The following is a 23,129-nucleotide window of genomic DNA, read 5'->3' on the forward strand; positions in this document are numbered from 1 at the left end:
AGGACGCAGGCGATCTCCACCTTCACGCCCTCATCCCCGGGCTTGACCCGGGGACCCAGCCGCGTTGGCACGCAAGGGTCACGCCCGGTCCCGAGGGGCGCTCTGTCACCGCGCGAAACCGAACGTGTGTTGCCGCGCCCCGCCCCCATCGCCCAAGCAGGGCGCCCGTCCCTGGCCACGGAGCGCCGCCCATGTCCTCATCCGCCCGCCGCGAACCCGCCCTTCCCGCCGCCGACGATCCCCGCAGCGAGATGCAGCGCATGCGGGCGGGCGAACTCTACCGCGCCAGCGATCCCGAGATTCAGGCCGCCGAGCGCGCCTGCTTCGCCTGGCTGGCGCGCTTCAACGCCTCGCTCACCCTCTCGCGCGCCGAGCGGCGGGCGCTGCTGGCGGAAGGGCTCGGCACGGTCGGGGAGCGCACCGGCATCCGCCCGCCCTTCCACTGCGACTACGGGTTCAACATCCATCTCGGCACGGGGGTGTTTCTCAATTTCGACTGCGTGATCCTCGACGTGGTGGAGGTGCGCATCGGCGACGGCACCGAGATCGGGCCGGGCACCCATATCTACACCGCCGAGCACCCGCGCGACGCGGAGGTGCGCCGCCTCGGCCTGGAATATGGCCGCCCGGTCACTATCGGCCGCAATGTCTGGATCGGCGGCAAGGCGATCCTCCTGCCGGGCATCACCATCGGCGACGATGCCGTCATCGGCGCCGGCGCCGTGGTCACGCGCGACGTGCCGGCCGGCGCGACGGCGGTGGGAAACCCGGCGCGGGTGCGGTGAGGCGCGCTATTCCTCGCGCGCCGTGCCGGCGAAGCGGTCGGTGAAGGCGAGCACGGCATAGGCGACGAGGAACAGCACGCTCGCCGCCATCAGCCAGCGCACCTGCGTCTCGCTCACATCCGTTTCCAGCCGCATCAGCGCCTTGAGCAGGGTGATGGCGCAGATCGCCATCAGCGAGGCGAACAGTTTGAGCTTCAGTCCGGAAAAGCTGATCCGCATCATCCAGGCCGGCGAGTCCGGCGCGTGGCGGCGGTCGATCGGCGCGACGAAATTCTCGTAGCCGGACTGGATGACGATCACCATCAGCCCGCCGACCAGCACGAGGTCGATCAGGGTCAGCAGTTCCATGATCACCGCCGTCTCGGTCAGGCCGGGCAGCTGGACCGCGAAGCTCCACAGCCGCAGCGCGAAGGCGACGATGAGCAGCAGCAGGGCGAAGGCCAGCCCGAGAAACAGCGGCACCATCGCCCAGCGGCTAAGCAGCACGATGCGCACGATGAGCCGGCCGCCCCAGCCCGACGCTTCTGCCGCCATGAACATCGCCCTCCGCTGCCGCGCCCCCTGCGCGCCGGTACGGCGATGCTAGCGCGTTTTCATGCGAAGAGGGCATCCCCCTGCCGAAAGAAGTGGTGCCGAGCGCCTACGGCGGCGGCCTTTCCTGGACGGGCGGCCGGCGAGGATGTCCCGGCGCAGGATTCGGGCGGACCGGGAAGCCTTCACTCCTCCTCCCGCCAGTCCGGCGGCAGATGGAAGGTGGCGATCAGCCCGGCTTCGCCGGCGCGGGTGGGGTCGGGGCGCGGCTGCCCGGCACGCGGGTGAGCCAGCCGAGCGCCAGCAGGCGCTCCAGCAGGCCGGCGCCGAGCCGGCCGGAGAGATGCGGGCGGCGCTCGCTCCAGTCGAGGCAGGTGCGGCAGAGCGGGCGACGGGACGCGTGGCGGGCGGCTTGTCCCGGCCCCTCAAGATCGAGGCCGAAATCGGCCAGAAAGGCCCGCCCCTGCGGCGTCGGCTCCACCGCCTCGCCCTCATTGGAGAGCCGCACGTGCCCCTGCGCCTCCAGTGCCGCCAGCAGCGCCACCGCCAGCCGGCCGGCGAGGTGGTCGTAGCAGCTGCGGGCGAGCCGCAGCGCGCCTTCGCGCGGGCCGGGCGGGCGATGGCGCGGCGGGCCCAGGGTCGCCGCCAGCATCAGCGCGTGCAGCACCTCGGCGATCTCCCGCGAGGCCAGCCGGTAATAGCGGTGCCGCCCCTGCGCCCGCGCCGCCACCATCCCGGCCGCGGCCAGCTTGGCGAGGTGGCCGCTGGTGGTGGGCGCGCTCACCCCGGCCTGGCGCGCCAGCTCGCCCGCCGTCAGCGCCGGCCCGCCCATCAGCGCCAGCAGCATGTTGGCGCGCGCCGGATCGCCCAGCAGCGCCGCGATTTCGGCGATGCGGGCCCCGGAGGCGAAGGTTGCGGTGGCGTGGGGGGCAGGGGCGTCCATACCGCAAGCTTAACCCCCCGGCGGGCCGCCCGTCAGCCCGTGACGCTTCGGCCGGCGCCGAAACATCGGCGCGGCGCGGCGCGCTAGTCAGGGCGCCCCTTCCCAACGCCGGACGCCCGATGGAAAAGCCCCGCCTCGCGGTCGAACTCGCCCTTCTTCTGCTGCTAGCGACCCTGTGGGGCGTCTCCTACAGCTTCATCAAGATCGGCGTGGAGACCATTCCCCCGCTCAGCTTCATCGCCGCCCGCACCGCGCTGGCCGGCGCGGTGCTCTATGCGGTGCTACGCGGGCGCGGCCTGCGCCTGCCGGCGGACCGGGCGACATGGGGGGCCTTCCTCATCCAGGCCGTGCTGAACAGCGCGGTGCCCTTCACCCTCATCGCCTGGGCGGAGACGCGGCTCGGCGCCGGGCTGGCGGTCATCCTCAACGCCACCACGCCGATCTTCGCCTTCCTGATGGCGGCAGCGACCGGCCGGCATCCCTCCGGCGGGGCGCTGCGGGGGGTGGGCGTCGCCTGCGGGCTGGTGGGGACGGGCCTCGTGGTGGGGACGGAAGCGCTCAGTGTGGACGCCTTCGCGACGCCGGGGGCGGTGCTGGCGCCGCTCGCCATTCTCCTCGCCACCGCCTGCTATGCCGGGGCGGCGCTGTTCGGCGCCCGCTTTGCCGGGCTGGACCCGATGCTGCCGGCCTGCGGCTCGCTGCTGTGCGGAACGGGGGTGCTGGCGCCGCTGGCGCTGGTGGTCGACCGGCCATGGACGCTCACCCCCTCGCCCGCCTCGCTGGCGGCTCTGGTGGCGCTGGCGCTCGCCTCAACGGCGGCGGCCTTCGTGCTGTATTTCCGCCTGCTGCACACGCTCGGCCCGGTGGGCGCCACGGCGCAGGCTTATCTGCGGGTGCCGATCGGGGTCGGCATCAGTGTCGCCTTCCTCGGTGAGGCGCTGGCTCCCACCGCCTGGCTCGGGCTGGTGGTGGTGGTGATCGGCGTCGCGGCGATGACGGCGCCGAGAAGGGAGCCGGCCGGGCGGTGAGCGCCATCGTCTACGTGATCCGCAACGGCTCGCAATGGAAGGATGCGCCGACGGGCTATTGTCCGCCTAAGACGCTCTACAGCCACTTCATCCGCTGGCGCTGGCTGGGGGTGTTCGGCGCATCTTGGCCAACCTCGCCGGCGACGGGCTCAGACCGGCGTGCATCATGATCGATGCCACCCATCTGAGGGTCCGCGGTACGGCGGCAAGTCCGTTAGAAAGGGGGATGTTCCCCGTCCTATCGGGCGCACCACAGGCCGGCTGAACTCCAAGCTCCACAACCCTCTGCACCGGCGAAGGCCGCCCGATCCGAGCCTAGAGCTACGCCTCGACGGCAGCCTTGTCGATGACCGAGCGGACCTCGGCGATGTGGCCGTCGCGGAATTCGTAGAAGACGTTCTCGGCGAAGCGGACCCTGCGACCATTGACCGGCAGGCCGAAGAGCAGGCCAGTCGGCGTGCAATCGAAGAGCAGATTGCTGGCCACGTGCGGCGGGTCGACGACCAGCAGGCCAATCTCGAAACGCAGGTCCGGAATGGCGCGGAAATCCCTTTCCAGCATGGCGCGATAGCCCGAGAGGCCGACCGGCTCGCCATTGTAGCGGACCTCGTCGCCGACGAACTGCCCCAGTTGTCGCCAGTCCTGCCGGTTCAGGCAGGCGATGTAGGCTCGGTAGAGATCGGCGAGATCGGTTCTCGTCATGTGCAGGGCCCATGCTGTCGGCTGCTACATAGGGCGGCCAAGGTCGGCGGCGACGGCACGGCCTCGAAAACAAAACGGCCGGCGTGTCGCCACGCCGGCCGTCTTTAGCTTTGTCGATCCGCGCTCAGGCGGGCCGGGTCAGGCGGATCAGTCGGCCTTCTCGGGAGAGGCCGCTTGCGCGCCCCTCCCGGAGAGGCGGATCAATCCGCCTTCTCGGCCTGCTTCTTCAGCGCGGCGCCGAGGATGTCGCCGAGCGAGGCACCGGAATCCTGCGAGCCGAACTGGGCCACGGCTTCCTTCTCCTCGGCGATTTCCAGCGCCTTGATCGAGACCTGCACCTTGCGCGCCTTGCGGTCGAACAGGGTGACGCGGGCGTCGAACTTCTCGCCGACGGCGAAGCGGTCCGGGCGCTGGTCGCCGCGGTCGCGGGCCAGTTCCGAGCGCTTGACGAAGGTGGTCATGTCGGAGCCGATGATCTTCACATCGACGCCGCCATCCTTCACGTCGATCACCTCGCAGGTGACGATGGCGCCCTTGCGCAGTTCGCCGGCGTCCTGGAAGGGGTCACCGCCGAGCTGCTTCACGCCGAGCGAGATGCGCTCCTTCTCGACATCCACGTCGAGAACGACCGCCTTGATCATGTCGCCCTTCTTGAACTCCTCGATCACCTGCTCGCCCGGACGGTTCCAGTCGAGATCGGAGAGGTGGACCATGCCGTCCACATCGCCGTCGAGGCCGAGGAACAGACCGAACTCGGTCTTGTTCTTGACCTCGCCCTCGACCACCGCGCCGGCCGGATACTTCTCGGCGAAGGCGTCCCAGGGGTTCTGCAGGGTCTGCTTGAGGCCGAGCGAGATGCGGCGCTTGACCGGATCCACCTCGAGGATCGCCACTTCCACTTCCTGCGAGGTGGCGACGATCTTGCCGGGGTGGACGTTCTTCTTGGTCCAGCTCATTTCGGAGACGTGGATCAGGCCTTCGATGCCCGGCTCCAGTTCCACGAACGCGCCGTAGTCGGTGATGTTGGTGACGCGACCCTTGAAGCGGGCCTCCACCGGGTACTTGGCCTCGATGCCCTCCCACGGATCGCCGAGCAGCTGCTTCATGCCGAGCGAGATGCGGTGGGTCTCGTGGTTGATCTTGATGATCTTCACCTTGACCGTCTGGCCGATGTTCAGCACCTCGGTCGGGTGGTTCACGCGGCGCCAGGCGATGTCGGTGACGTGCAGCAGGCCGTCAATGCCGCCGAGGTCGACGAACGCACCGTAATCGGTGATGTTCTTGACCACGCCGTCGATGACCTGACCTTCTTCGAGGTTCTGCACCAGCTCGTGGCGCTGCTCGGCGCGGGTCTCTTCGAGAACCGTGCGGCGCGAGACCACGATGTTGCCGCGGCGGCGATCCATCTTGAGGATCTGGAACGGCTGCGGGTTGTGCATCAGCGGGCCGACATCGCGGATCGGGCGGATGTCCACCTGGCTGCGCGGCAGGAAGGCCACGGCGCCGTCGAGGTCGACGGTGAAGCCGCCCTTGACCTGGTTGAAGATGACGCCCGTCACCTTCTCCTGCGCGTTGAACGCCTTTTCGAGGCGGACCCAGCTTTCTTCGCGGCGGGCCTTGTCGCGGGAGAGGACGGCTTCGCCCAGCGCGTTCTCGACGCGCTCGAGATAGACCTCGACCTCGTCGCCGACCTTGATTTCCTGGTCGCGGCCGGGGCCGGCAAATTCCTTCAGTGCCACGCGGCCTTCGGTCTTCAGGCCGATATCGATGATCGCGAGATCCTTCTCGATCGCGACGACGATGCCCTTGACGACGGAACCTTCGGCGAGCTCGGACTGGCCGAAGCTCTCTTCGAGCATGGCGGCGAAATCGTCACGCGCGGCGGCAAGCGTTTGAGTAGCGGACATAGATGCTCCTTGCCAGGATCTGCGCCGGACGGGGTTGAATGAGCCTTCTTTCCCACGGACGCCGGGTCTGGCAGGCCCGGCGCTGTCCGCTCATGTGAGCGGACCCGGCGCGCTGGCCGCGGGAGAGAAGGCTTGGAGTCCAGAGGGCGATTGCCCGATCAGATTGACTCAATCGGATCGCACTCTGGGTAAACGCCTGTTCGGCGCCGGTCCGGGCGCGGCCCCGTTGAGAGGGTCGTCACGCACGGGCACGCCACCGAGAGAAGTTGCATGGGTCCGGGGCAAGCCGCGAGGCGGGAATCGGAGGGCAGGCCTCCAAGCGACGGAGAGCGCGCATCCCGCGCCTCCGGCCCTCCCGATGGACCGCCTCGATAAATGGTGGCCCGGACACGCGCGTGCAATAGCGCAAGGGGAGGGGAAGGGCAAGCGGAGGGGGGGGGGAGCGGCGAAACGACGGTTGCGTTTTGGGACTCTTGCTCTAAGATTCAACCCGCGCGAGACACGGTGAATCTCCAGGCCGTATCCGCCGCATCGCGGTATTTACAGAGGTACAGCGACGCAATGGCGTGAACTATGTGGGGGAATATGGAGTCCCCACCGCGTGGACGGGCGGCACAACCGCCCGTCACCATTTTTCGGCTCGTAGCACCGTTTCCTTACGGCACCGCCTACGGACCTCTTGCGAGCTAATCGGGTGAAATGTCGAGACCCAAAGCTCATTGCCTGTACGGCAAGGTTTCACCACCGCCTTGAACCAAGTCCCAAAAACTACTCGGTCAAGATAATAAAAACATAGGTGGCCCCTGTCATCGAGGGCCGCCCTACCGCAGTCAATCGCGTTTTGAATCATGGGAAGGTGACTCGGCGTAAGCCGATGCTTTCCCACAATTTTAAGCGCATAGAAGTGCCCGAGCCACACGAGATTAGTGGAAGATCGGACTGCTTGCTTAAGCTCTGGAGCCAGCCGCGTTACGCTAAAAACTGGCGGCCGGCCTTCAGCTATGAATCTGTAACATTCTTCTTCTGTCACGTGTCCTTGCCAGTAAACCTAAACGGCAGCTCAGTCGCAGAAGCTTTCGAAACCGCGTTAGCTCGGTCGAAGATGACACTGCCGCTCGATGAAGTGCTGAAAGGCAGCTCAGGCGGGTACGCCCGAGCCGGAGAAGACGTAGAAAAAGACATAGAAATTGTTTCTAAGGAGGATTAGACGCTGCCGTTGGCGTTGCGACAGTTGCCCCCTTTGGTTAGTCTCCTTTGGTGCAAGGTGGGACGCCCTATTTGAGCGTCCCACGAGGTTGGCGGAGATGGTGGGATTTGAACCCACGGGGGCTGGTCTGGAAACTCTTCCCCGTCGGATTTTGAGTCCGCTGCAATAAACCGCTCTGCCACATCTCCATAGGCCGCCCCGTTCCGCAAGGTTCGGGGCGGTTCTGTTTGGGGCGCTAAATAGCCCGTAAACAAAACTGGCCGACTCCGTCCTATGCGTCAACCTTGCGTCACAATTTCTAGTGTGGAGCATGTGAAAAAATCGCTAAATCTAGATGGCATGCGAAGGTGTCAGGTGACGACGCCGATATCCGATCGAGAGGGGATTCGCGCATCATGTCCAGCGCCGAATGCAATGGGCGGGAAAGGTCGGTGAACAGTGGGGATGACGGGAATAGCAAAAGGCTAAGCCACTAGAAGTCTTCCATAACTCAGGCAGCGGAAGCTTCCGCTCTAGGCCCCCCCGTTGAATACTAAGCCTTAGCCAAATTGCTGTGATGGCCGTACCGAGGCGCGGGTCACCGGGAACATCGTCATCCCGGCCGCAGCCGAAGGCGAAGAGCCGGGATCGTCTACCAGACTTGGGACACGATGCCGGACAGGACCTGCGGTCCTTCCGGGATGACGCGGGCGGCAGCGCGTTGCAACCGGGGCTCCGCAAGCGCAGCGCCCGGCGCGGGCCGAGCGTTTATCCCCGCAAAAGGCTCACCGCCTCCCCGCCCGCACCACCGCCGCGACGCCCATGAGGATCAGCCCCGTACACACGCCGGCCGCGAGGACGGCGGCGGGAGTCATGCGGGCGCCGCCGGCGAGGCGTAGCGGGCCGAGGCGGATTTCGCCCGCGGCTTTCATCTCCTGAGGGTGCGTCGGCGGGGCGGCGAGCCAGGCGAGCACGGGGGAGGCGGCCTCCTCCCGGGGCGCAGCCTCCGGCCGGGGCGCGGGCTCCGCCCGGCCGGGGGCGGCAGTCCGGGCCGGCACGGGGCGCGCCGGCAGGCCGGGGCGAGGGGCGGCATCCTCAACCGAATCGTCACGCGGGTCGGTGGCCATGGCGGGCTCCTCGCGGCTGCGTTGCGCGCCCATTATGCCGGGGAACGCGCGCGCGCCAAAGCTCGCTAGACCATTTCACCGTTTCACGGAAACAGTGAAATGGTCTAATTCTTTGTTTTGTCGCGTTTTCTTCACGCGAACCGGTATCCACTTCGCTCGAAAACGCTCCAAGCTCTCGCGCCAACACGTATCGCGCGAAACGTCCGGGGGCCTCAGCCGGGGGGCAGCGCCCGCGCCAGCCACACATCCATCACCCAGCCGCGCGCCGCCTTCACCTGCGCCCTCACCTCGGCAATCTCGCCCGCGACCGCGCCGAGCCGCCCGTGCCGCAGCACCTGCGCCGATGTGCCGAGATTGGCGCCCCACCAGATGTCGCCGTCAAAGCCCCGCGCCGCCAGCGCGGTAAGGCCGGAACCATCGTCCAGCAGCACGGCGAAGGCGGGGGACGCGGGCGTCGCTTGCGCCACATGGCGCCCGGTGGTGAGCGCCACTTCCTCGCCAATGGCGTTGAGCGGGATTTGATGCGCCGCGCACAGCGCCTGCAGGGCGGTGAGGCCGGGAAACACCTCGACGGTGAACTCCGCCTGCGCCCGCGCCGCGCCGAGCACGCGCAGGGTCGAATCATAGAGCATCGGGTCGCCCCAGACGAGGATCGCCCCCGTGCCCTCCTCCGGCAGCTCCCCGGCGATGAGGCCGGCGAGCAGGCGGGCGCGGGCGTCGTGCCAGTCCGCCACCGCGCCTTCATAGGTTTCGCGCGCGCCCGCGAGCGCAGCGGGGCGGCGGGGCGGGCTCGGCGCCCGCACCACGCGGTGGCCCGGCTTGGCGAAGCGGGCGATCAGCTGTTCGCGCGCCGCCACCAGCTCCCCCGCGCCCTCCCCCTTGTCGAGCAGGAAGAACACCTCGGCGCGCCCGAGCGCCGCGATGGCGTGGCCGGTGAGCCCTTCCGCCTCGCCCATGCCGATGCCGATGACCAGCACGCGCCGCATGGCCTACCCCGCCGCGGGGGCGGCATCGCGCGCGGAAAAGACTTCCTTGGCGATGAGCAGCGCGTCGAGCGCGGCGGGGAAGCCGGCATAGAGCGCCATCTGCATGATGACCTCCACCACCTCGTCGCGCGTCGCCCCCACATTCAGCGCCGAGCCGATATGCACGCGCAGCTCCCGCTCGGCATGGCCGAGGCAGACCAGCCCGGCGACGGTGGCGAGCATGCGGGCGCGCAGATCCAGCCCCGGGCGGGAATAGACATCGCCATAGCCGAACTCGAAAATGTAGCGGGCGAAATCCGGGGCGACATCGCCGAGCGCGGCCATCACCTCCTCGCCGGAGCGGCCGGTGATGGCGGAAAGCCGCGCCTTGCCACGGGCGAGCTTGTCGTCCGCCGGGGCCTTGCCGGTCATGTCGGCCACATCGGCCCGATCGGTCGCATCGTCCACCTCATCGGACTCACTATCCACGCTCATTGTGGTGCTCCCAGGCCCCGCCGGCGGGCGACGATGGCGAGCGCCGCCTGCCAGCTTTCCTCCACGCCGAGTTGGGTGTTGTCGAGGATTTCGGCATCGTCGGCGCGGATCAGCGGGGCGCTGGCGCGCCCGCTATCCCGTTCATCGCGCTTCACAATATCCGCCAGCACCTGCTCGTAGCCGACGGCCTCGCCGCGCCCGACCAGCTCGGCATGGCGGCGGGCGGCGCGGGCTTCCGGCGTCGCGGTGACGAAGATTTTCACCTCCGCCTGCGGCGCGATGACGGTGCCGATATCGCGCCCGTCCAGCACCGCGCCGCCGGGCTGGCGGGCGAAATCCTGCTGCAACGTCAACAGCTTGGCGCGCACGCCCGGCAGGGCGGCGACGCGCGAGGCGGCCTCCCCCACGGCGCCGGATTTCAGCGATTCGGGGTCGAGGGCGGCAGGGTCGAGCGCGCCGGCGAGGCGTTCGAGGGCGGCGGCGTCCTCGAAATTGACGTGTTCCGCCAAGGCCTTGGCGCCCACCGCACGGTAGAGCAGCCCGGTGTCGAGATGCGGCAGGCGGAAATGCGCGGCCAGCCGCCGGGCGATGGTGCCCTTGCCCGAGGCGGCCGGTCCGTCCAGCGCGATGATCATCCCGCGACAGCCTCGGTATCGATGAGAGCCCCCAGCGCCCGCATCTGGGGCAAGAACGTCGGGAAGGAGGTGGCGATGAAGGAAATATCGTCCACTTTCAAGGGCTTGTCGGTGGCGAGGCCCATGACGAGGAAGCTCATGGCGATGCGGTGATCCATGTGCGTGGCCACCGTTCCGCCCCCCGCCGCCGCCCCGGCGCCGGTGACGATGAGGTCGTCGCCCTCGATGCGATAGGCCACCCCCGCCTGCGCAAGGCCATCCGCCACAGCGGCGAGGCGGTCGGATTCCTTCACCCGCAATTCGGAAAGTCCGTTCATCCGCGTCTCGCCGGTGGCGAAAGCGGCCGCAACGGCCAGCACCGGGTATTCGTCGATCATCGACGGCGCCCGCTCGGCCGGCACGTTGACGCCGGTGAGCGCGGAGGCCCGCACGCGGATGTCGGCGACGCTTTCCCCGCCCTCGACGCGCTCGTTCTCGAACGTGATGTCGGCGCCCATCTCCTTGAGCGTGATGAACAATCCGGTGCGCAGCGGGTTGGTCATCACCCCCTCGATCACCACCTCCGAGCCCGGCACGATCAGCGCCGCCACCAGCGGGAAGGCGGCGGAGGAAGGGTCGGCGGGCACGCGGATCGGCGCCGGCTTCAGCTCCGGCCGGCCCTTCAGCGTCACCTTGCGGCCATGCTCGCCATAGGGCTCCACCGTCACCTCGGCGCCGAAATGGGTGAGCATGCGCTCGGTATGGTCGCGGCTCGCTTCCTTCTCGATCACCGTCGTCTCGCCCGGCGCACCGAGCCCCGCGAGCAGCACGGCGGACTTGATCTGCGCCGAGGCCACGGGACTCTCATAAGTGATTGGCACCAGCTCCTGCGGCCCCTTGAGGGTCAGCGGCAGGCGCCCGCCCTCGGCGGCATCGACGACCGCGACACCCATCTTCTCCAGCGGGTCGAGAATGCGGCGCATCGGCCGGCGGCGCAGGCTGGCATCGCCGTCGAAAGTGGCGGTGATCGGGTTGCCGGCGACCACGCCCATCATCAGCCGCGAACCCGTGCCGGCATTGCCGAAATCCAGCACGCCCTCGGGGGCGCGCAGCCCGCCGACGCCAACGCCGTGCACGCGCCATTCGCCCTCGCCCACCCGCTCCACATCGGCGCCGAGCGCGGCACAGGCCTTGGCGGTGTTGAGCACGTCCTCGCCTTCCAGCAGGCCGGAAATGCGGGTCTCGCCGACGGTGAGCGCGCCGAAGATGAGCGAGCGGTGCGAAACCGACTTGTCGCCGGGCACGCGCACCCGGCCCTTCAGCGCCGGGGAGCGGCGGGCAAGGGCGGGAACGGGGAGGGTGGCATGACCGGTGCTGCTCATCACTGAAGCCTTGTCTTGCGATCGATCGGGGAACCGCCCGGCCGGGGGCGGTAACGCGGAACGCCGGGAGAAGCCTCCTCCGGCGCCAAATGCGCGGCCCCTCCTAGCACGGGGGCCGGCCAGCCGCCACGGCCCGTGCAGATGCGGCTTGACTCCGCCCCCTCAGCGGTTCAATGGGAGCACCCTTTCCATCACCACCCGAGGTCCGAAACCGTGGTGAAACCTGAATTAGGCACCAAGCGCGTCTGCCCCGTCACCGGGCGGAAGTTCTACGACCTGAACAAGGATCCGGTGATCTCGCCCTATACCGGCCAGATCGTGCCGATCACCCTTCCGGTCACCCGCGGCCGCGTGGAAGCCCCGCGCGCCGCCGCTGCTGCGGCCGACACCGACCTGGAAGAGGTCGCCGATGTCGAGCTGGTCTCGCTGGAGGACGCCGACGAGGAAGCCGCCGGCACCTCCAAGGCGGCGGCCGTCGACGACGATCTCGAAATCGACGATGACGAGGTCGCGACCGATGACGACGACACCTTCCTCGAAGAAGACGAGGATGGCGATGATGACGTGACCGATCTCATCGGCGACGGCATCGAGGACGACGAAGAGAGCTGAACGAAGAAAGCCCTGGGGACGGATCACTCGATTTAAAATCGAGGCTTGCAGTCCGATCCGTCCTGTGGTTTACGAGCGTCCCGTCCCGGAGCGATCCGGGCCGGAAAGACCGGATGAGAACCCAAGGTGCAGCGCTAAGGCGCTCCACGCATCCGGCGCCCTCGGTGGGGCCATAGCTCAGTTGGGAGAGCGCTTGAATGGCATTCAAGAGGTCGGCGGTTCGATTCCGCCTGGCTCCACCAAATCTCTCTTCCCCCAGACATTCGCGATAAAGACGTCGATCTGAATGGCCGGCATCTGGCGTTGTTACGGCAGCGGCGCGGCTGATGGCCGGAACGCACGCCGAGAGGCAATGCGCGGCGAATCAGGCGCGCTCGGCCATGCCGCTCCGTGCTGCGCGTCAGGCGCGCAGGGCCGCCGCAGGGGATTGGCGATAGGCCAGCATGGCCGGCAGCAGAGTCGCCAGCCCGCCAATGGCGAACAGCAGCAGAAAGGCCGCGCCATCCTCGGCGGCGAAGCCCACTGGCAGCACCACGCCGGTCTGCATTGAGATCTGCCGCGCCAGCAGGCGGGCGACGCCATAGCCGAGCGCGAATCCGCCAGCCAGCCCGGCGCCGATCACCAGCACCGCCTCCAGCCAGACCACCGCACACACCACCGCGCGCGGCGCCCCAAAGGCCCTGAGCGCCCCGATCTGCCGACGGCGGCCCATGACATGGATGAGCACCACCAGCAGCACTGCCGCAGCCACCAGAAGCTGGGCGTTGAGCGTCACGAAGGCGAGAATCTGCCGCGCATCGCCGAGCGTGCCGTAAAGGCGGGTGAGCACCTCGCCGGGAAACACCGCCAGCGTGTGGTCGGCGCGGTAGGCCTGCCGCAGCCGGTAGGCATCGGCGATGCTGCGCGGCTTCACCACGATGGCGGGCACGCCCGGGGCATCGGGGTTCGTCAGCGCCGCCGGGTCGATCGCGGCATCGAAGCCAGCGGCATCGCTCTGTTCGCGCTGCCGGTGCGCCTCGGCGATGGTCCGCGTCGGCGTGCCATGCGGTTCCGCCTCCGCCTGCGCGTGGTCCTCAGACGCGTGGTTCGCGTCTTCATGGTCTTCGGACCCGTGAATTTCGCTGCCATGGCCCTCAGCCCCATGTGCGCCGGGCGCATGGGTGCGCCACACCGCCTCGATCGGCACCAGGATGGCCCGGTCCCAGGCGGTGCCGGTCGGCGCCAGCCGCCCGACGATGCGGTAGGTGATGGCGCTGTGCACCCCGCCACGGGCTTCCGCCAGACCATGCATGGGATGGAAGCTCTCCCCGAGCGTGCGGGGCACGGCGGCACCGATGACCGCGTCGCCCAGCCGGCGGAAACTGTGGCCCTCGCTCACGCCGCCGAGACCGTCAACCAGCGGCTGGGTGGTGCCGACAATTGGCCGGTCATCGGAGAAATCGCCGAAGCCGACCGGCGCCGCATAGGCAATGCGCGGGTCGCTGGCCAGCGCGGCCAGCACATCGCCGGGCAGCAGGGTCAGCGGCGCCGGCTGCAGGAACACCGCCGAGAGCACCAGCTGCGTCTCGCTGCCGGGCGCACCTATGACGAGGTCGAAGGCGGCCGCTGCCCGGGCGCTGCCGAGGCGCAGGGCGCGCTCTTCCAGCGTGACCACCACGCCGAGCGCGGTCGCCAGCGCGATCAGCAGCGCAATGGCGAGCGCACCCCAGCGATGCCGAACGAGATCCGCCGCAATGAGCCGGAACATCTGCCCCTCCTGAAGCATCTTCGGGCGAAGCGGGGTGCGATTCGCGGGAAGAAAACGCGACAAACAAAGCCCGGAGCCCGTCCGCTGACCTGGCGTGCCCCAGAAACGAGCTAGGCGGCGGGGTCGACGGCCGCGTGCGCCGGCGCGGCTGGACGCGTGTCCGCTGGCACCAGCCGCCCCGCCTCGAGGCGCAGCACCTGCGCCATGCCGGCGATGAGCCGGGCATCATGCGTCGCCACGATGAGGGTCGCCCCCACCTCGCGCGCCAGCGCGACAAGCAGTTCCGCCACCGCTGCCCCGGCATCAGCGTCGAGGCTGGCGGTCGGCTCGTCGGCGACGAGGATGTGCGGGCGCGCCACCAGCGCCCGGGCCACGGCCACGCGCTGCATCTGGCCGCGGGAAAGCGTCTCCACCTTCTGCCCGGGGCGTTCAATGCCCACCCGCGCCAGCAGGCGCTTGGCCTCGTCCCGCCGCCCCGGCGCCAGCCGGAACGCCGCCAGGCGCTGAGGCAGCAGCACATTCTCCAGCGCCGAGAGGCCGGGGAACAGGTGAAAGTCCTGCATCACCAGCCCGACATGCGCGGCACGCCAGCGGTCGCGGGCCCCCTCGCCCAGCCGGCCTATGTCGGTGTCGCCCCACACGATCCGCCCGGCGGGGGCGCGGTCGAGCCCGGTGAGGATATTGATGAGGGTGGTCTTGCCGGAACCGGAGGGCCCGGTGAGCGCCACATGGGCACCGGAAGGCAGTTGAAGCGCGGGGATATCCAGCGCCGGCCGCTCCAGCCCCGGAAAACGCACGACGAGGTCGCGGACACGAAGTTCCGGCATGGTCAGACGGCCCGGAAAGCGGCGCCGACCAGGCGCAGCAGGCTCACGAAACCGGTTTGCGGGTCGGTCCAGGAGCCGACCTCCAGCCGTCCGGTCACGTCGATCGGGGCATTGGCCTGCACGAAGGTCTGGGCGCGGTCGAGATAGACCACGACGATATTGTCCGGCCAGTCGCTATCCGACGAGCAGAAGGGGCAGATGGACATCGGAATTTCGGTCAGCACGAAGAAATTGGCCTCGGCCTTCAGCGGCGGCGCCATGAAGCCGCGCATGGTCACCTCGCGGCCGTTCAGGCTCTTCACCTTGTCGGAGAAGGTCAGGCCGAGAACGGTGACCTTGGCGTAGAGTTCGTCGAAGTCGAGCCGTGTCGCCGCGGCAGCGGGCAGGCCGCACAGAGAGGCGCCACCAGCCCCAAGCAGCAGCCGCGCGCTTCCGATGAGGAGGGCGCGGCGCCCCTCAAAGCCGGCCCACATGGGGGCCGGCGGGGACGACAACATCGCGGCGTCGCCCCAGATCACTTCTGCGCCGGGGCGAGGGCGAACGCCTCGACCAGCACGCGGTACACGTCGCTTTCCTCCATATAGCCCTTGAAGGCGTCGGCGCCGGGGCCGGAGGCCTGCAGGATGCCGTCATCGACCGCATGCACGGCGGTGTCGGTGGAGCGCGGAATATTGCCGATGCGCAGCACCGCGCCGGGCAGGTCCTTATAGGCGGCGTTGGCGACGTATTCGCCCTTCTCGTTCTTGATCGCCGGGTCGAACGGGCCGTTCATCTTCGGGCGCCAGGTCTCGTAATAATCCGGGAAGTTGTTGGCGAACACGGCGAGGCGGCGCGACACATCCACCTTGTCGGGATAGCCGTCGCCGTCGGCATCGGTGTAGTTCGGGAAGCCGGCCGCCGCGTAGACGCCCACCTTCTCGCGCATGTCCTCGCCCGGCTTGTCGTCGTCGATGGTGCCGATGATGGAGACGCCGTGGGTGTGGTCCGGAGTCGCGATGACCAGCGTGTCGGGATGCGCCTTGGCGAAGTCCATCGCCACGCGCAGGGCCTGGTCGAACTCGATGGTGTCGTAGAGCGCGCGGTCCCAGTCCATGGGATGCGACATCTTGTCGATGGTGGCACCTTCCACCATCAGGAAGAAGCCTTCCGGGTTCTTGGCCAGCTGGGCCAGCGCCACCTTGGTCATGTCGACGAGGCCGGGCTGGTCGGGGAATTTGTCGACCGTGCCCTTCTTCAGGAATTTGCGATCGAGCACCGAGTCCATGTTGCCGGTGTGGAACAGGCCGAGGATCTTGCCGGCATTCGCCTGCCCCACCACCTGCAGCGTGCCGGCGTCGGTGGCGAGGCTGTAGCCGGCCTCGGTGAACGCCTTGATGAAGTCCTGGTCGTCCTTGCGCTTCGAGCCGGGGGTGGTTTTTGGCAGGAAATAGGCCGAGCCGCCGCCGAGCACGACTTCCGGCTTCAGCGCGAACATCATCTCGACGATATCCGCCTTGCGGTCGCGCAGGCGGGTATGGGCGACCACGGCGGCCGGGGTCGCGTCCTCGACTTCGGCGGTGGTGACGATGCCCACCGACTTGCGGCCGGTGCGGGCGAGCGCTTCGGTGATGTTCTCCACCCGCGGATCGTCCAGCGGGTCCTTGGTGCGGTCGGCATAGACGCCGAGCGCGTTCACCGCCGTCTTGTGGCCGGTCATGTGCGCCGACATCGTGTTGGCGCTGTCAGTGGCAATGGCGTTCGTCGACGAGGTGCCGATGAAGGCCATGTAGTCGAGATCGTCCATGGCGAGGCGGCCATTGGCCTTGCCCTCGGTCATGCCCTTGGAGAGCAGCCGGGCGCCGGTGCGGTGCGCCACCGACATGCCGTCGCCGAGGAAGAAGATGATATTCTTGGCCTTCGGCACGTCCGGGGTGCCGTACACGTCCCAATGCACCGTCTTGGTGTCATTGCCGGCCTTCACCTCGACCGCGTAGGCGCCAGGCTTGACCACCTTGGCCGCGCGCAACAGAACCGCCGAGGCGTCGACGCCTTCTTCCTTCGCGATGAACTCGAATTCCTTGCCGAGGATCCTCGCTGCAGGCTCGCCATTGATGGTGATCGACACATCTTCCGGCTTCACGACACCGGCGAACTCGACCTTGAAGTCGAACGCCGAGCCGGCCAGGATCGTGGCGCGATCGATCGGATAGACATTCGTCGCATCGGCGGTGCCGATGAAGCAGGCCGTGGCGGCCAGCAGCGCTGCAAAAAGGCGCATGGTGTTCCCTCGCTACACCGGAGTACCCGGCCTTGTTAGCGCCGCCGCGTGTCACGGCGATAACAGGTCGGGTGCCCCGGTGGCGGGGCCTATTGCCGGGCGGTGCGCCAATGGGGATAGGTGACATAGGCGGTGAGAGCGCCTTCCTCCCGCGCATGAATGGTCACCCTCTCGCCCTTCGGCATGTAGACGATCTCGCCCGGACCGGCCTCGACCTCGACGTCCTGCGCCGCCACCGAAAGCCGGCCGGCGAGGACGATCATCACATCGTCCACCGCCATGGTTTCCGTCAGCGTCTGGTTGGGGGCGTAGCGGCCATAGCCGATGGTGATCGGCCCGCCGTGGCGCTCATCGACGGCATTGCCGACGAAGATCTCGGCCTCCGTGCTGGGGGTACGCTCCAGCGTGACGTCGGCGATGGCGAATTTCTGCAGCTTCATCATGCTCTCCCTGCGGCCCGGGCCAATGGCTCCTCCGGCGGCAAGGAAATGACGGACATGCGGGAGGACAGTTCCCGCAGTCGAACCTCTTGTGAGCGCGGAGGCGCCGGTCCGGGAGAGTTGACGCACCGCGACCGGACGCCTGCGCCCGGCCGCGACGGCTCCCGTTCAGCTCAAGCGCCGGGGGCGCGGGGCAGCACGAAGCGCTCGATGGCGTGGGCGACGCCGTCCTCCTCATTGGTGAGGGTGACGAAATGCGCCTGTTCCTTCACCTCCGCCGCGCCATTGCCCATGGCGATGGCGAGGCCGCCGACCGCGAACATCGGCAGATCATTGGCCATGTCGCCGATCACCGCCACCTCGTCCATCGACACGCCGTAGTGCCGGGCGAAGGCCTGGGCCGCATAGCCCTTGTCGGTGCCGGGCGGGGTCATATCGAGATATTTCGCCTGCGAGCGCCGCGCCGTGGCGCCATCGCCCACCAGAGCCTGCAGCTCCGGCTCGCTCGCCGCCAGCATGTCGAAATCGGTGGAGGAGAACACGATCTTGCCGGCGCGGGTGAGATGATCGCCGAAATCCTCCACCACCGTCGGCTGGAAGGCCACGGTGCGGATCTCGCCGGCGACATAGGTGCCATTGGGATCGGTGACAAACCATTCGTCATCGGCAAAGACCCAGACCGCCGCGCCGCGCGGCTGCATCAGGGCGATGCCGGCCCGCGCCGCCTCGGCCGAGACGAAATGCTCCTCGACGACCGAGAAATCCCGGCGCTGGATGCAGCCGCCATTGAAGCCGCCGAACAGGTCGACGTTCAGCGCCTCCACCATCAGCCGCATGCCACGCGGCGGGCGGGCGGAGACGGCAGCGAAGGCGATGCCGGCTTCATGCAGGCGGCGCACCGCCGCGATGGTGGCCGGCGTCACCTCCTTGGCCTTGTTCACCAGCGTGCCGTCGACATCCGACACCATGAGGCGGATGCGCGACGCGGGCGGGCGGGTGGCGCCTCCTCGCTCTTCGAGGGCAAGTTTGGTCGAAGCGCTCATCGCGGGCGATCCCTCTCCAGCGGCAGCCACTGAAAGCCGTCCTGCGCCAGCATCACATCCGACATGGCGGGGCCGCTGGAACCGGCGGAATAGAACTGCACCTCGTTCTCGCCGCCGCTGACCGCCTCCAGGATCGGCTCCACCGCCTCCCAGCCGGCCTCGATCGTGTCGGCGCGCTGGAACAGGGTGGGGTCGCCGCACAGGCAGTCATAGATCAGCGTCTCATAGCCCGTGCTGGGTGCCGCCTTGAAGTAGTCGGCATATTTGAAGCTCATCTCGACATCCGAGAGCCGGACCTTGCGGCCGGGCACCTTGGCGGCGAAGCGCAGCGAGACGCCTTCATCCGGCTGCACATGGATGACCATCAGGTTCGGCTTCAGTGCGGTGGGCAGGTGGCGGAACAGCACGCCCGGCGCCCGCTTGAACTGGATGGCGATCTCGGTGCGCCGCACCGCCAGCGCCTTGCCGGTACGCACATAGAAGGGCACGCCGTTCCAGCGCCAGGAATCGACGAAGCATTTCAGCGCCACATAGGTCTCGGTGCGGCTCTCGGGATGCACGTCCTTCTCGTCGCGATAGTCCTTCACCGCCTCGCCATTGACGAAGCCGGCGCGGTACTGGCCGCGGACCGCCGCGCCGATCGCCTCGCTCGGGCGCATGTGGCGGATGGCTTCGATCACCTTGGTCTTTTCCGAGCGCACCGCGTCGGCGTCGAAGGAGTTGGGCGGCTCCATCGCCGTCATGGCGAGCAGCTGGAACATGTGGTTCGGCACCATGTCGCGCAGCGCGCCCGTGGCGTCGTAGAAGCCGCCGCGCTGCTCCACCGTCACCGTCTCGGCGGCGGTGATCTGGACATGGTCGATATATTCCTTGCTCCAGATCGGCTCGAAAATGCCGTTGCCGAAACGTAGCGCCATCATGTTCTGGACCGTTTCCTTGCCGAGGAAATGGTCGATCCGGTATATCTGCCGCTCGTCGGCGACCGCCAGCAGGCGGCGGTTCAGCGCCTTGGCCGAGGGCATGTCGGAGCCGAAGGGCTTCTCCACCACGACATGGCGGAAGGTGCCCTCCCCCTCCTTCAGCAGGCCGGCCGCGCCGAGCTGCTCGGCGATGGTGGCGAAGAAGCGCGGCGCCACGGCGAGGTAGAACACCGCATTGCCGGTCTGCGCCTTGCGCTGGTCCAGCCGCTCGCGGATGCGGCCATAGGTGGCCGGATCCTCGAAATCGCCGGCGACGTAGAAGATGCGGCTGATCAACCAGCGCCAGGTTTCGCCCTCGGTGTCGAGCGAGCCCGGCAGTTCCCGCACCGCATCGGTGAGGAAGGCGCGGTAATCCTCCTCGCTGCGCTCGACATGGTCGACGCCCACAATGGCGAAGTCGTCGACCAGCACGCCTTCATGGGCGAGGTTGTAGAGCGAGGGCAGGAGCAGGCGCTTGGTGAGATCGCCCGAGGCACCGAAGATGAAGAAGGTCGAGGCCGGTGCCGGCGCCGCATCGGGCGCCAGCACCTTCTGGCCGAGAACGACGGACTCGCTTCCCATGGATCGCTATCCGCCGCTCACTTGGTCTTGAATTCGGTATGGCCGCCGAACTGGAAGCGCATCGCCGAGAGGAGCTTCTCGCCGAAGGTGTGGTCTTGGCGCGAGCGGAAGCGGGTATAGAGCGCGGCGGACAGCACCTCGGCAGACACCGCCTCCTCGATCGCCGCCATGACCGTCCAGCGCCCCTCGCCGGAATCGGCGACCTCGCCAGGGAAGTCGCTCAGGCTCTCATCCTTGGTGAGGGCGATGGCGGAGAGGTCGAGCAGCCAGGACGACACCACCGACCCGCGACGCCACACCTCGGCGACATCGGCCATGTCGAGGGTGAAGCGCTCATTCTCCGGCAGGTCGGTGGAGTTCTTCTTCTTCAGGATCTCGAAGCCTTCGGCATAGGCCTGCATCAGCCCGTATTCGATGCCGTTATGCACCATCTTGACGAAATGGCCGGAGCCGGCCGGGCCGCAATGCATGTAGCCGTGCTCGACGCGGGAATCGCGGTCCTCGCGGCCGGGCGTGCAGGGAATGTCACCGAGGCCCGGGGCGAGGGCGGCGAAGATCGGGTCGAGCCGGTCCACCGCTTCCTTCGGGCCGCCGATCATCATGCAATAGCCGCGCTCCAGGCCCCAGACGCCGCCGGACGTGCCGACATCAATATAGTGCAGACCCTTGGGCTCGAGCTCGGCGGCGCGGCGGATGTCGTCCTTGTAGAAGGTATTGCCGCCATCGATGATGACATCGCCCGGCGCCAGCAGGCCGGTCAGCGTGGCGATCGTGCTCTCGGTCGGGCCACCGGCGGGCAGCATCACCCAGATCGCGCGCGGGGCGTCGAGCTTGGCGACGAGATCGGCGAGATCGGCGGCGGGCCGGTTGCCTTCGCCGCCCAGCTCCGTCACGGCGGCTTCGTTGCGGTCCCACACCACGCAGTCATGACCGGCCTTGGTGAGGCGGCGCGCGATATTTCCACCCATGCGGCCGAGGCCGATGATTCCGAGCTGCATTTGCTTTTCTCCCCGATACGACGCCACCCGCCCGCTCGTGCCGCGGCTGCGGAGCCGGCGCCCGCTGCATTCAAGCCGAATGTCTAGGCCAAGCCTATGCCGACCATGCGACAATTGGAACGGGTGGGGTGCGAAAGCGCCGGCATCCTGGCGACGGCGCGTTCACATCTCAGGAAGAGAACTCGGTCTCGTGCTTGAGCACGTCCTCCGCCTCCGGATTGAGCGGGCGGGCGGGGCGCTCGGGCGCGACCAGCGGCTCGGGCTCGAGCGGCAGCGGCCCGCGATCCTCGCCTTCGGCCAGCTGAAGGCGCAGCCGTTCCAGGTCGCGCTGGCGCACATCGGCCACGGTCGCCTGCGCGGTGGCGGCGTCGATGCCATTGGCGCGCAGCGCGGCTTCACCGAAAGCAAGGGCCGATTCGAAGGTCTCGCGGATCTCGAAATCCACCCCGCGCCCGCGCAGCGCCACCGCGTGGGTACGGTCATAGGCGCGGGCGTGCAGGCGCACATCGGGCATGTTCTGGCGGATGATCTCGACGATGCGGTCCGTGGTCTCGCGGCGGTCGACACAGACGGCGACCACCCGCGCCCGCTCGGCGCCGGCCGCGCGGAGCACGTCGAGCCGCGTGCCATCGCCATAGAAGATGCGGAAGCCGAAGCGGCCAGCGTTCTGGATCATCTCGACATCATTGTCGATGATCGTCACCTCCAGCCCGCGCGCCAGCAGGCATTGCGAGACGATCTGGCCGAAGCGACCGAAGCCGACCACCAGCACCGAGCCATGCGCGTCGCTGAAATCCTCGTCGGGCACGGCGGCGCGGCGGTCGAGCCGGCGGGCGAGCTGCTCGCCGAGCAGCGCCACGGGGGGCCCGAGCAGCATGGTCATGGCGGCACAGGCCACCAGCATGTCGGACTGGCGCGAATCGATCAGCCCCAGGCTGAGCGCGAGCGGAAACAGCACGAAGGAAAATTCCCCCGCCGGCGTCAGCACGGAGGCCGAACGCACCGCATCGGCGCGCGTGCTGTCGGAAAAGCGGAACACCGCCCACACCGACACCGCCTTTACCAGCGTCACCATCAGCGTGCCGACGATGAGCAAGGGCGCGTTGGCGAGCACCACGTCGAGATTCATCGACATGCCCACGCCCATGAAGAACAGGGCGATCAGCAGCCCGCGAAACGCTTCGATATTGGCTTCCAGCTCGTGGCGGAAATTGGATTCGGAGAGCATGACGCCGGCCAGGAACGCGCCCAGCGCCATCGACATCCCCGCCGCCGCCATCAGCGCGCCAGCGCCGAGCACGACCAGGAGCGCTGCGGCCGTCATCACCTCGCGGGCCCCGGAATGGGCCAGGATGCGGAACACAAGTGGCAACAGATAGCGGCCGGCACCGACGATAAACAGCATCGCCCCGATAATGATCGCCACATGCTCGGCCGAATCGAGAAAGCTGTGCTCCTCATGCGCGCCCTGCCCGAGAAAGGGCAGCAAGGCGAGCAGCGGCACGATCGCCATGTCCTGGAACAGCAGCACGCCGAAGGCCCGCTGGCCGTAGGGCTGGGCGAGGCCGCTCTTTTCTTCGAGCAGTTGCAGGGCGATCGACGTGGCCGACAGCGCCAGCGCCATGCCGGCGACCAGCGCGCCGCGCCAGTCGAAGCCGTTCGCGGCGTAATGGGTCAGCACCGCGATGGCAGCGCCGCTGAACAGAAGCTGCGCCGTGCCAAGGCCGAAGATCGCCCGACGCAGCGCCAGCAGCCGCGAGAATTGCAGCTCCAGCCCGATGATGAACAGCAGCAGCACCACGCCGATTTCGGCGACGGTGATGATCCGTTCGGGATCGTTGAACGCGCCGAGGCCCGACGGACCGATGGCGACGCCCGCCAGCAGATACCCCACGATCGGCGAGAGGCCGAGCCGGCGCGCGACCGGAACGGCGATGACGGCGGTGGCGAGGAATACCAGCGCCCCGATCAGAAATCCGTGGCCGTCTGCATGCATGGA

The 23,129-nt window shown here is 68.2% G+C and carries 22 protein-coding genes and 2 tRNA genes; 5 read left to right on the plus strand and 19 right to left on the minus strand.

Annotated features, from left to right (window positions below; translation table 11 throughout):
* The first annotated feature begins 191 nt into the window (after window positions 1-191).
* Window positions 192-785, plus strand: coding sequence for a sugar O-acetyltransferase (locus K9D25_RS05515; RefSeq protein ID WP_244380167.1), 594 nt, complete (start codon window positions 192-194; stop codon window positions 783-785).
* A 6-nt stretch (window positions 786-791) separates the two neighbouring features.
* On the opposite strand, the gene K9D25_RS05520 is transcribed toward K9D25_RS05515, so the two are convergent.
* Together K9D25_RS05520 and K9D25_RS05525 are read right to left on the minus strand one after the other, a co-directional pair.
* Window positions 792-1,319, minus strand: coding sequence for a YqhA family protein (locus tag K9D25_RS05520; protein WP_244380168.1), 528 nt, complete (start codon window positions 1,317-1,319; stop codon window positions 792-794).
* A gap of 226 nt (window positions 1,320-1,545) precedes the next feature.
* Entirely contained in the window at window positions 1,546-2,259 is a 714-nt protein-coding gene (locus tag K9D25_RS05525) for an ArsR/SmtB family transcription factor (protein ID WP_244380170.1), read from the minus strand.
* A 119-nt stretch (window positions 2,260-2,378) separates the two neighbouring features.
* Here K9D25_RS05525 and K9D25_RS05530 point away from each other — a divergent pair, with 119 nt between their 5' ends.
* Both K9D25_RS05530 and K9D25_RS05535 read left to right on the plus strand, forming a co-directional pair.
* On the plus strand, window positions 2,379-3,287 hold the full coding sequence (locus K9D25_RS05530) for a DMT family transporter (protein ID WP_244380172.1): 909 nt from the start codon (window positions 2,379-2,381) through the stop codon (window positions 3,285-3,287).
* Window positions 3,284-3,457 (plus strand): transposase, encoded by a 174-nt coding sequence (locus K9D25_RS05535; RefSeq protein ID WP_244380179.1) that lies wholly within the window; start codon window positions 3,284-3,286, stop codon window positions 3,455-3,457. The genes K9D25_RS05530 and K9D25_RS05535 overlap by 4 nt, the downstream gene beginning before the upstream one ends.
* Window positions 3,458-3,608: 151 nt before the next feature.
* On the opposite strand, the gene K9D25_RS05540 is transcribed toward K9D25_RS05535, so the two are convergent.
* The 8 genes from K9D25_RS05540 to aroA form a co-directional block, all read right to left on the minus strand.
* Entirely contained in the window at window positions 3,609-3,989 is a 381-nt protein-coding gene (locus tag K9D25_RS05540; protein WP_244380184.1) for an ester cyclase, read from the minus strand.
* Between the two features lie 200 nt (window positions 3,990-4,189).
* Complete coding sequence (rpsA, locus tag K9D25_RS05545) at window positions 4,190-5,896, minus strand: 30S ribosomal protein S1 (RefSeq protein WP_244380186.1); 1,707 nt, start codon at window positions 5,894-5,896, stop codon at window positions 4,190-4,192.
* 1,296 nt (window positions 5,897-7,192) lie between these two features.
* Window positions 7,193-7,291 (minus strand) — tRNA-Leu (locus tag K9D25_RS05550).
* A 576-nt stretch (window positions 7,292-7,867) separates the two neighbouring features.
* Window positions 7,868-8,209, minus strand: coding sequence for a hypothetical protein (locus tag K9D25_RS05555; protein WP_244380188.1), 342 nt, complete (start codon window positions 8,207-8,209; stop codon window positions 7,868-7,870).
* 212 nt (window positions 8,210-8,421) lie between these two features.
* Window positions 8,422-9,195, minus strand: a complete 774-nt coding sequence (cobF, locus tag K9D25_RS05560; RefSeq protein ID WP_244380211.1) for a precorrin-6A synthase (deacetylating) — start codon at window positions 9,193-9,195, stop codon at window positions 8,422-8,424.
* 3 nt (window positions 9,196-9,198) lie between these two features.
* Complete coding sequence (locus K9D25_RS05565; RefSeq protein ID WP_244450803.1) at window positions 9,199-9,606, minus strand: carboxymuconolactone decarboxylase family protein; 408 nt, start codon at window positions 9,604-9,606, stop codon at window positions 9,199-9,201.
* 59 nt (window positions 9,607-9,665) lie between these two features.
* Entirely contained in the window at window positions 9,666-10,304 is a 639-nt protein-coding gene (cmk, locus tag K9D25_RS05570) for a (d)CMP kinase (RefSeq protein WP_244380230.1), read from the minus strand.
* On the minus strand, window positions 10,301-11,665 hold the full coding sequence (aroA, locus tag K9D25_RS05575) for a 3-phosphoshikimate 1-carboxyvinyltransferase (RefSeq protein WP_244380232.1): 1,365 nt from the start codon (window positions 11,663-11,665) through the stop codon (window positions 10,301-10,303). Before aroA ends, cmk begins: the two co-directional genes overlap by 4 nt.
* A 213-nt stretch (window positions 11,666-11,878) precedes the next feature.
* On the opposite strand from aroA, the gene K9D25_RS05580 reads away from it, so the two are divergent.
* Together K9D25_RS05580 and K9D25_RS05585 are read left to right on the plus strand one after the other, a co-directional pair.
* A complete protein-coding gene (locus K9D25_RS05580; RefSeq protein ID WP_244380234.1) occupies window positions 11,879-12,277 on the plus strand; it encodes a TIGR02300 family protein in 399 nt (132 codons plus the stop codon).
* A 166-nt stretch (window positions 12,278-12,443) separates the two neighbouring features.
* A tRNA-Ala gene (locus K9D25_RS05585) sits at window positions 12,444-12,519 on the plus strand.
* Window positions 12,520-12,677: 158 nt separating this feature from the next.
* Here K9D25_RS05585 and K9D25_RS05590 read toward each other — a convergent pair.
* From K9D25_RS05590 to K9D25_RS05630, 9 genes are all read right to left on the minus strand, one after another.
* Window positions 12,678-14,024 carry an ABC transporter permease gene (locus tag K9D25_RS05590; protein WP_244380236.1) on the minus strand — a complete coding sequence of 449 codons (1,347 nt, stop codon included), beginning with the start codon at window positions 14,022-14,024 and terminating at the stop codon, window positions 12,678-12,680.
* A gap of 110 nt (window positions 14,025-14,134) precedes the next feature.
* Window positions 14,135-14,851 (minus strand): ABC transporter ATP-binding protein, encoded by a 717-nt coding sequence (locus tag K9D25_RS05595; protein WP_244380238.1) that lies wholly within the window; start codon window positions 14,849-14,851, stop codon window positions 14,135-14,137.
* Window positions 14,852-14,853: 2 nt separating this feature from the next.
* Window positions 14,854-15,348: a hypothetical protein gene (locus tag K9D25_RS05600; protein ID WP_244380250.1), complete on the minus strand. Its 495-nt coding sequence runs from the start codon at window positions 15,346-15,348 to the stop codon at window positions 14,854-14,856.
* 17 nt (window positions 15,349-15,365) lie between these two features.
* On the minus strand, window positions 15,366-17,108 hold the full coding sequence (locus K9D25_RS05605) for an alkaline phosphatase (RefSeq protein WP_244380252.1): 1,743 nt from the start codon (window positions 17,106-17,108) through the stop codon (window positions 15,366-15,368).
* 89 nt (window positions 17,109-17,197) lie between these two features.
* On the minus strand, window positions 17,198-17,548 hold the full coding sequence (locus tag K9D25_RS05610; protein ID WP_244380253.1) for an AraC family ligand binding domain-containing protein: 351 nt from the start codon (window positions 17,546-17,548) through the stop codon (window positions 17,198-17,200).
* 173 nt (window positions 17,549-17,721) lie between these two features.
* A complete protein-coding gene (locus K9D25_RS05615) occupies window positions 17,722-18,591 on the minus strand; it encodes a Cof-type HAD-IIB family hydrolase (protein ID WP_244380254.1) in 870 nt (289 codons plus the stop codon).
* On the minus strand, window positions 18,588-20,132 hold the full coding sequence (zwf, locus tag K9D25_RS05620; protein ID WP_244380256.1) for a glucose-6-phosphate dehydrogenase: 1,545 nt from the start codon (window positions 20,130-20,132) through the stop codon (window positions 18,588-18,590). The genes K9D25_RS05615 and zwf overlap by 4 nt, the downstream gene beginning before the upstream one ends.
* Window positions 20,133-20,149: 17 nt before the next feature.
* A complete protein-coding gene (gnd, locus tag K9D25_RS05625; protein WP_347881464.1) occupies window positions 20,150-21,157 on the minus strand; it encodes a phosphogluconate dehydrogenase (NAD(+)-dependent, decarboxylating) in 1,008 nt (335 codons plus the stop codon).
* 142 nt (window positions 21,158-21,299) lie between these two features.
* Window positions 21,300-23,126, minus strand: coding sequence for a monovalent cation:proton antiporter-2 (CPA2) family protein (locus tag K9D25_RS05630; RefSeq protein WP_244380260.1), 1,827 nt, complete (start codon window positions 23,124-23,126; stop codon window positions 21,300-21,302).
* Window positions 23,127-23,129: the final 3 nt, after the last annotated feature.

The sequence above is a fragment of the Ancylobacter polymorphus genome, from assembly GCF_022836935.1.
Lineage (GTDB): Bacteria > Pseudomonadota > Alphaproteobacteria > Rhizobiales > Xanthobacteraceae > Ancylobacter > Ancylobacter polymorphus_A.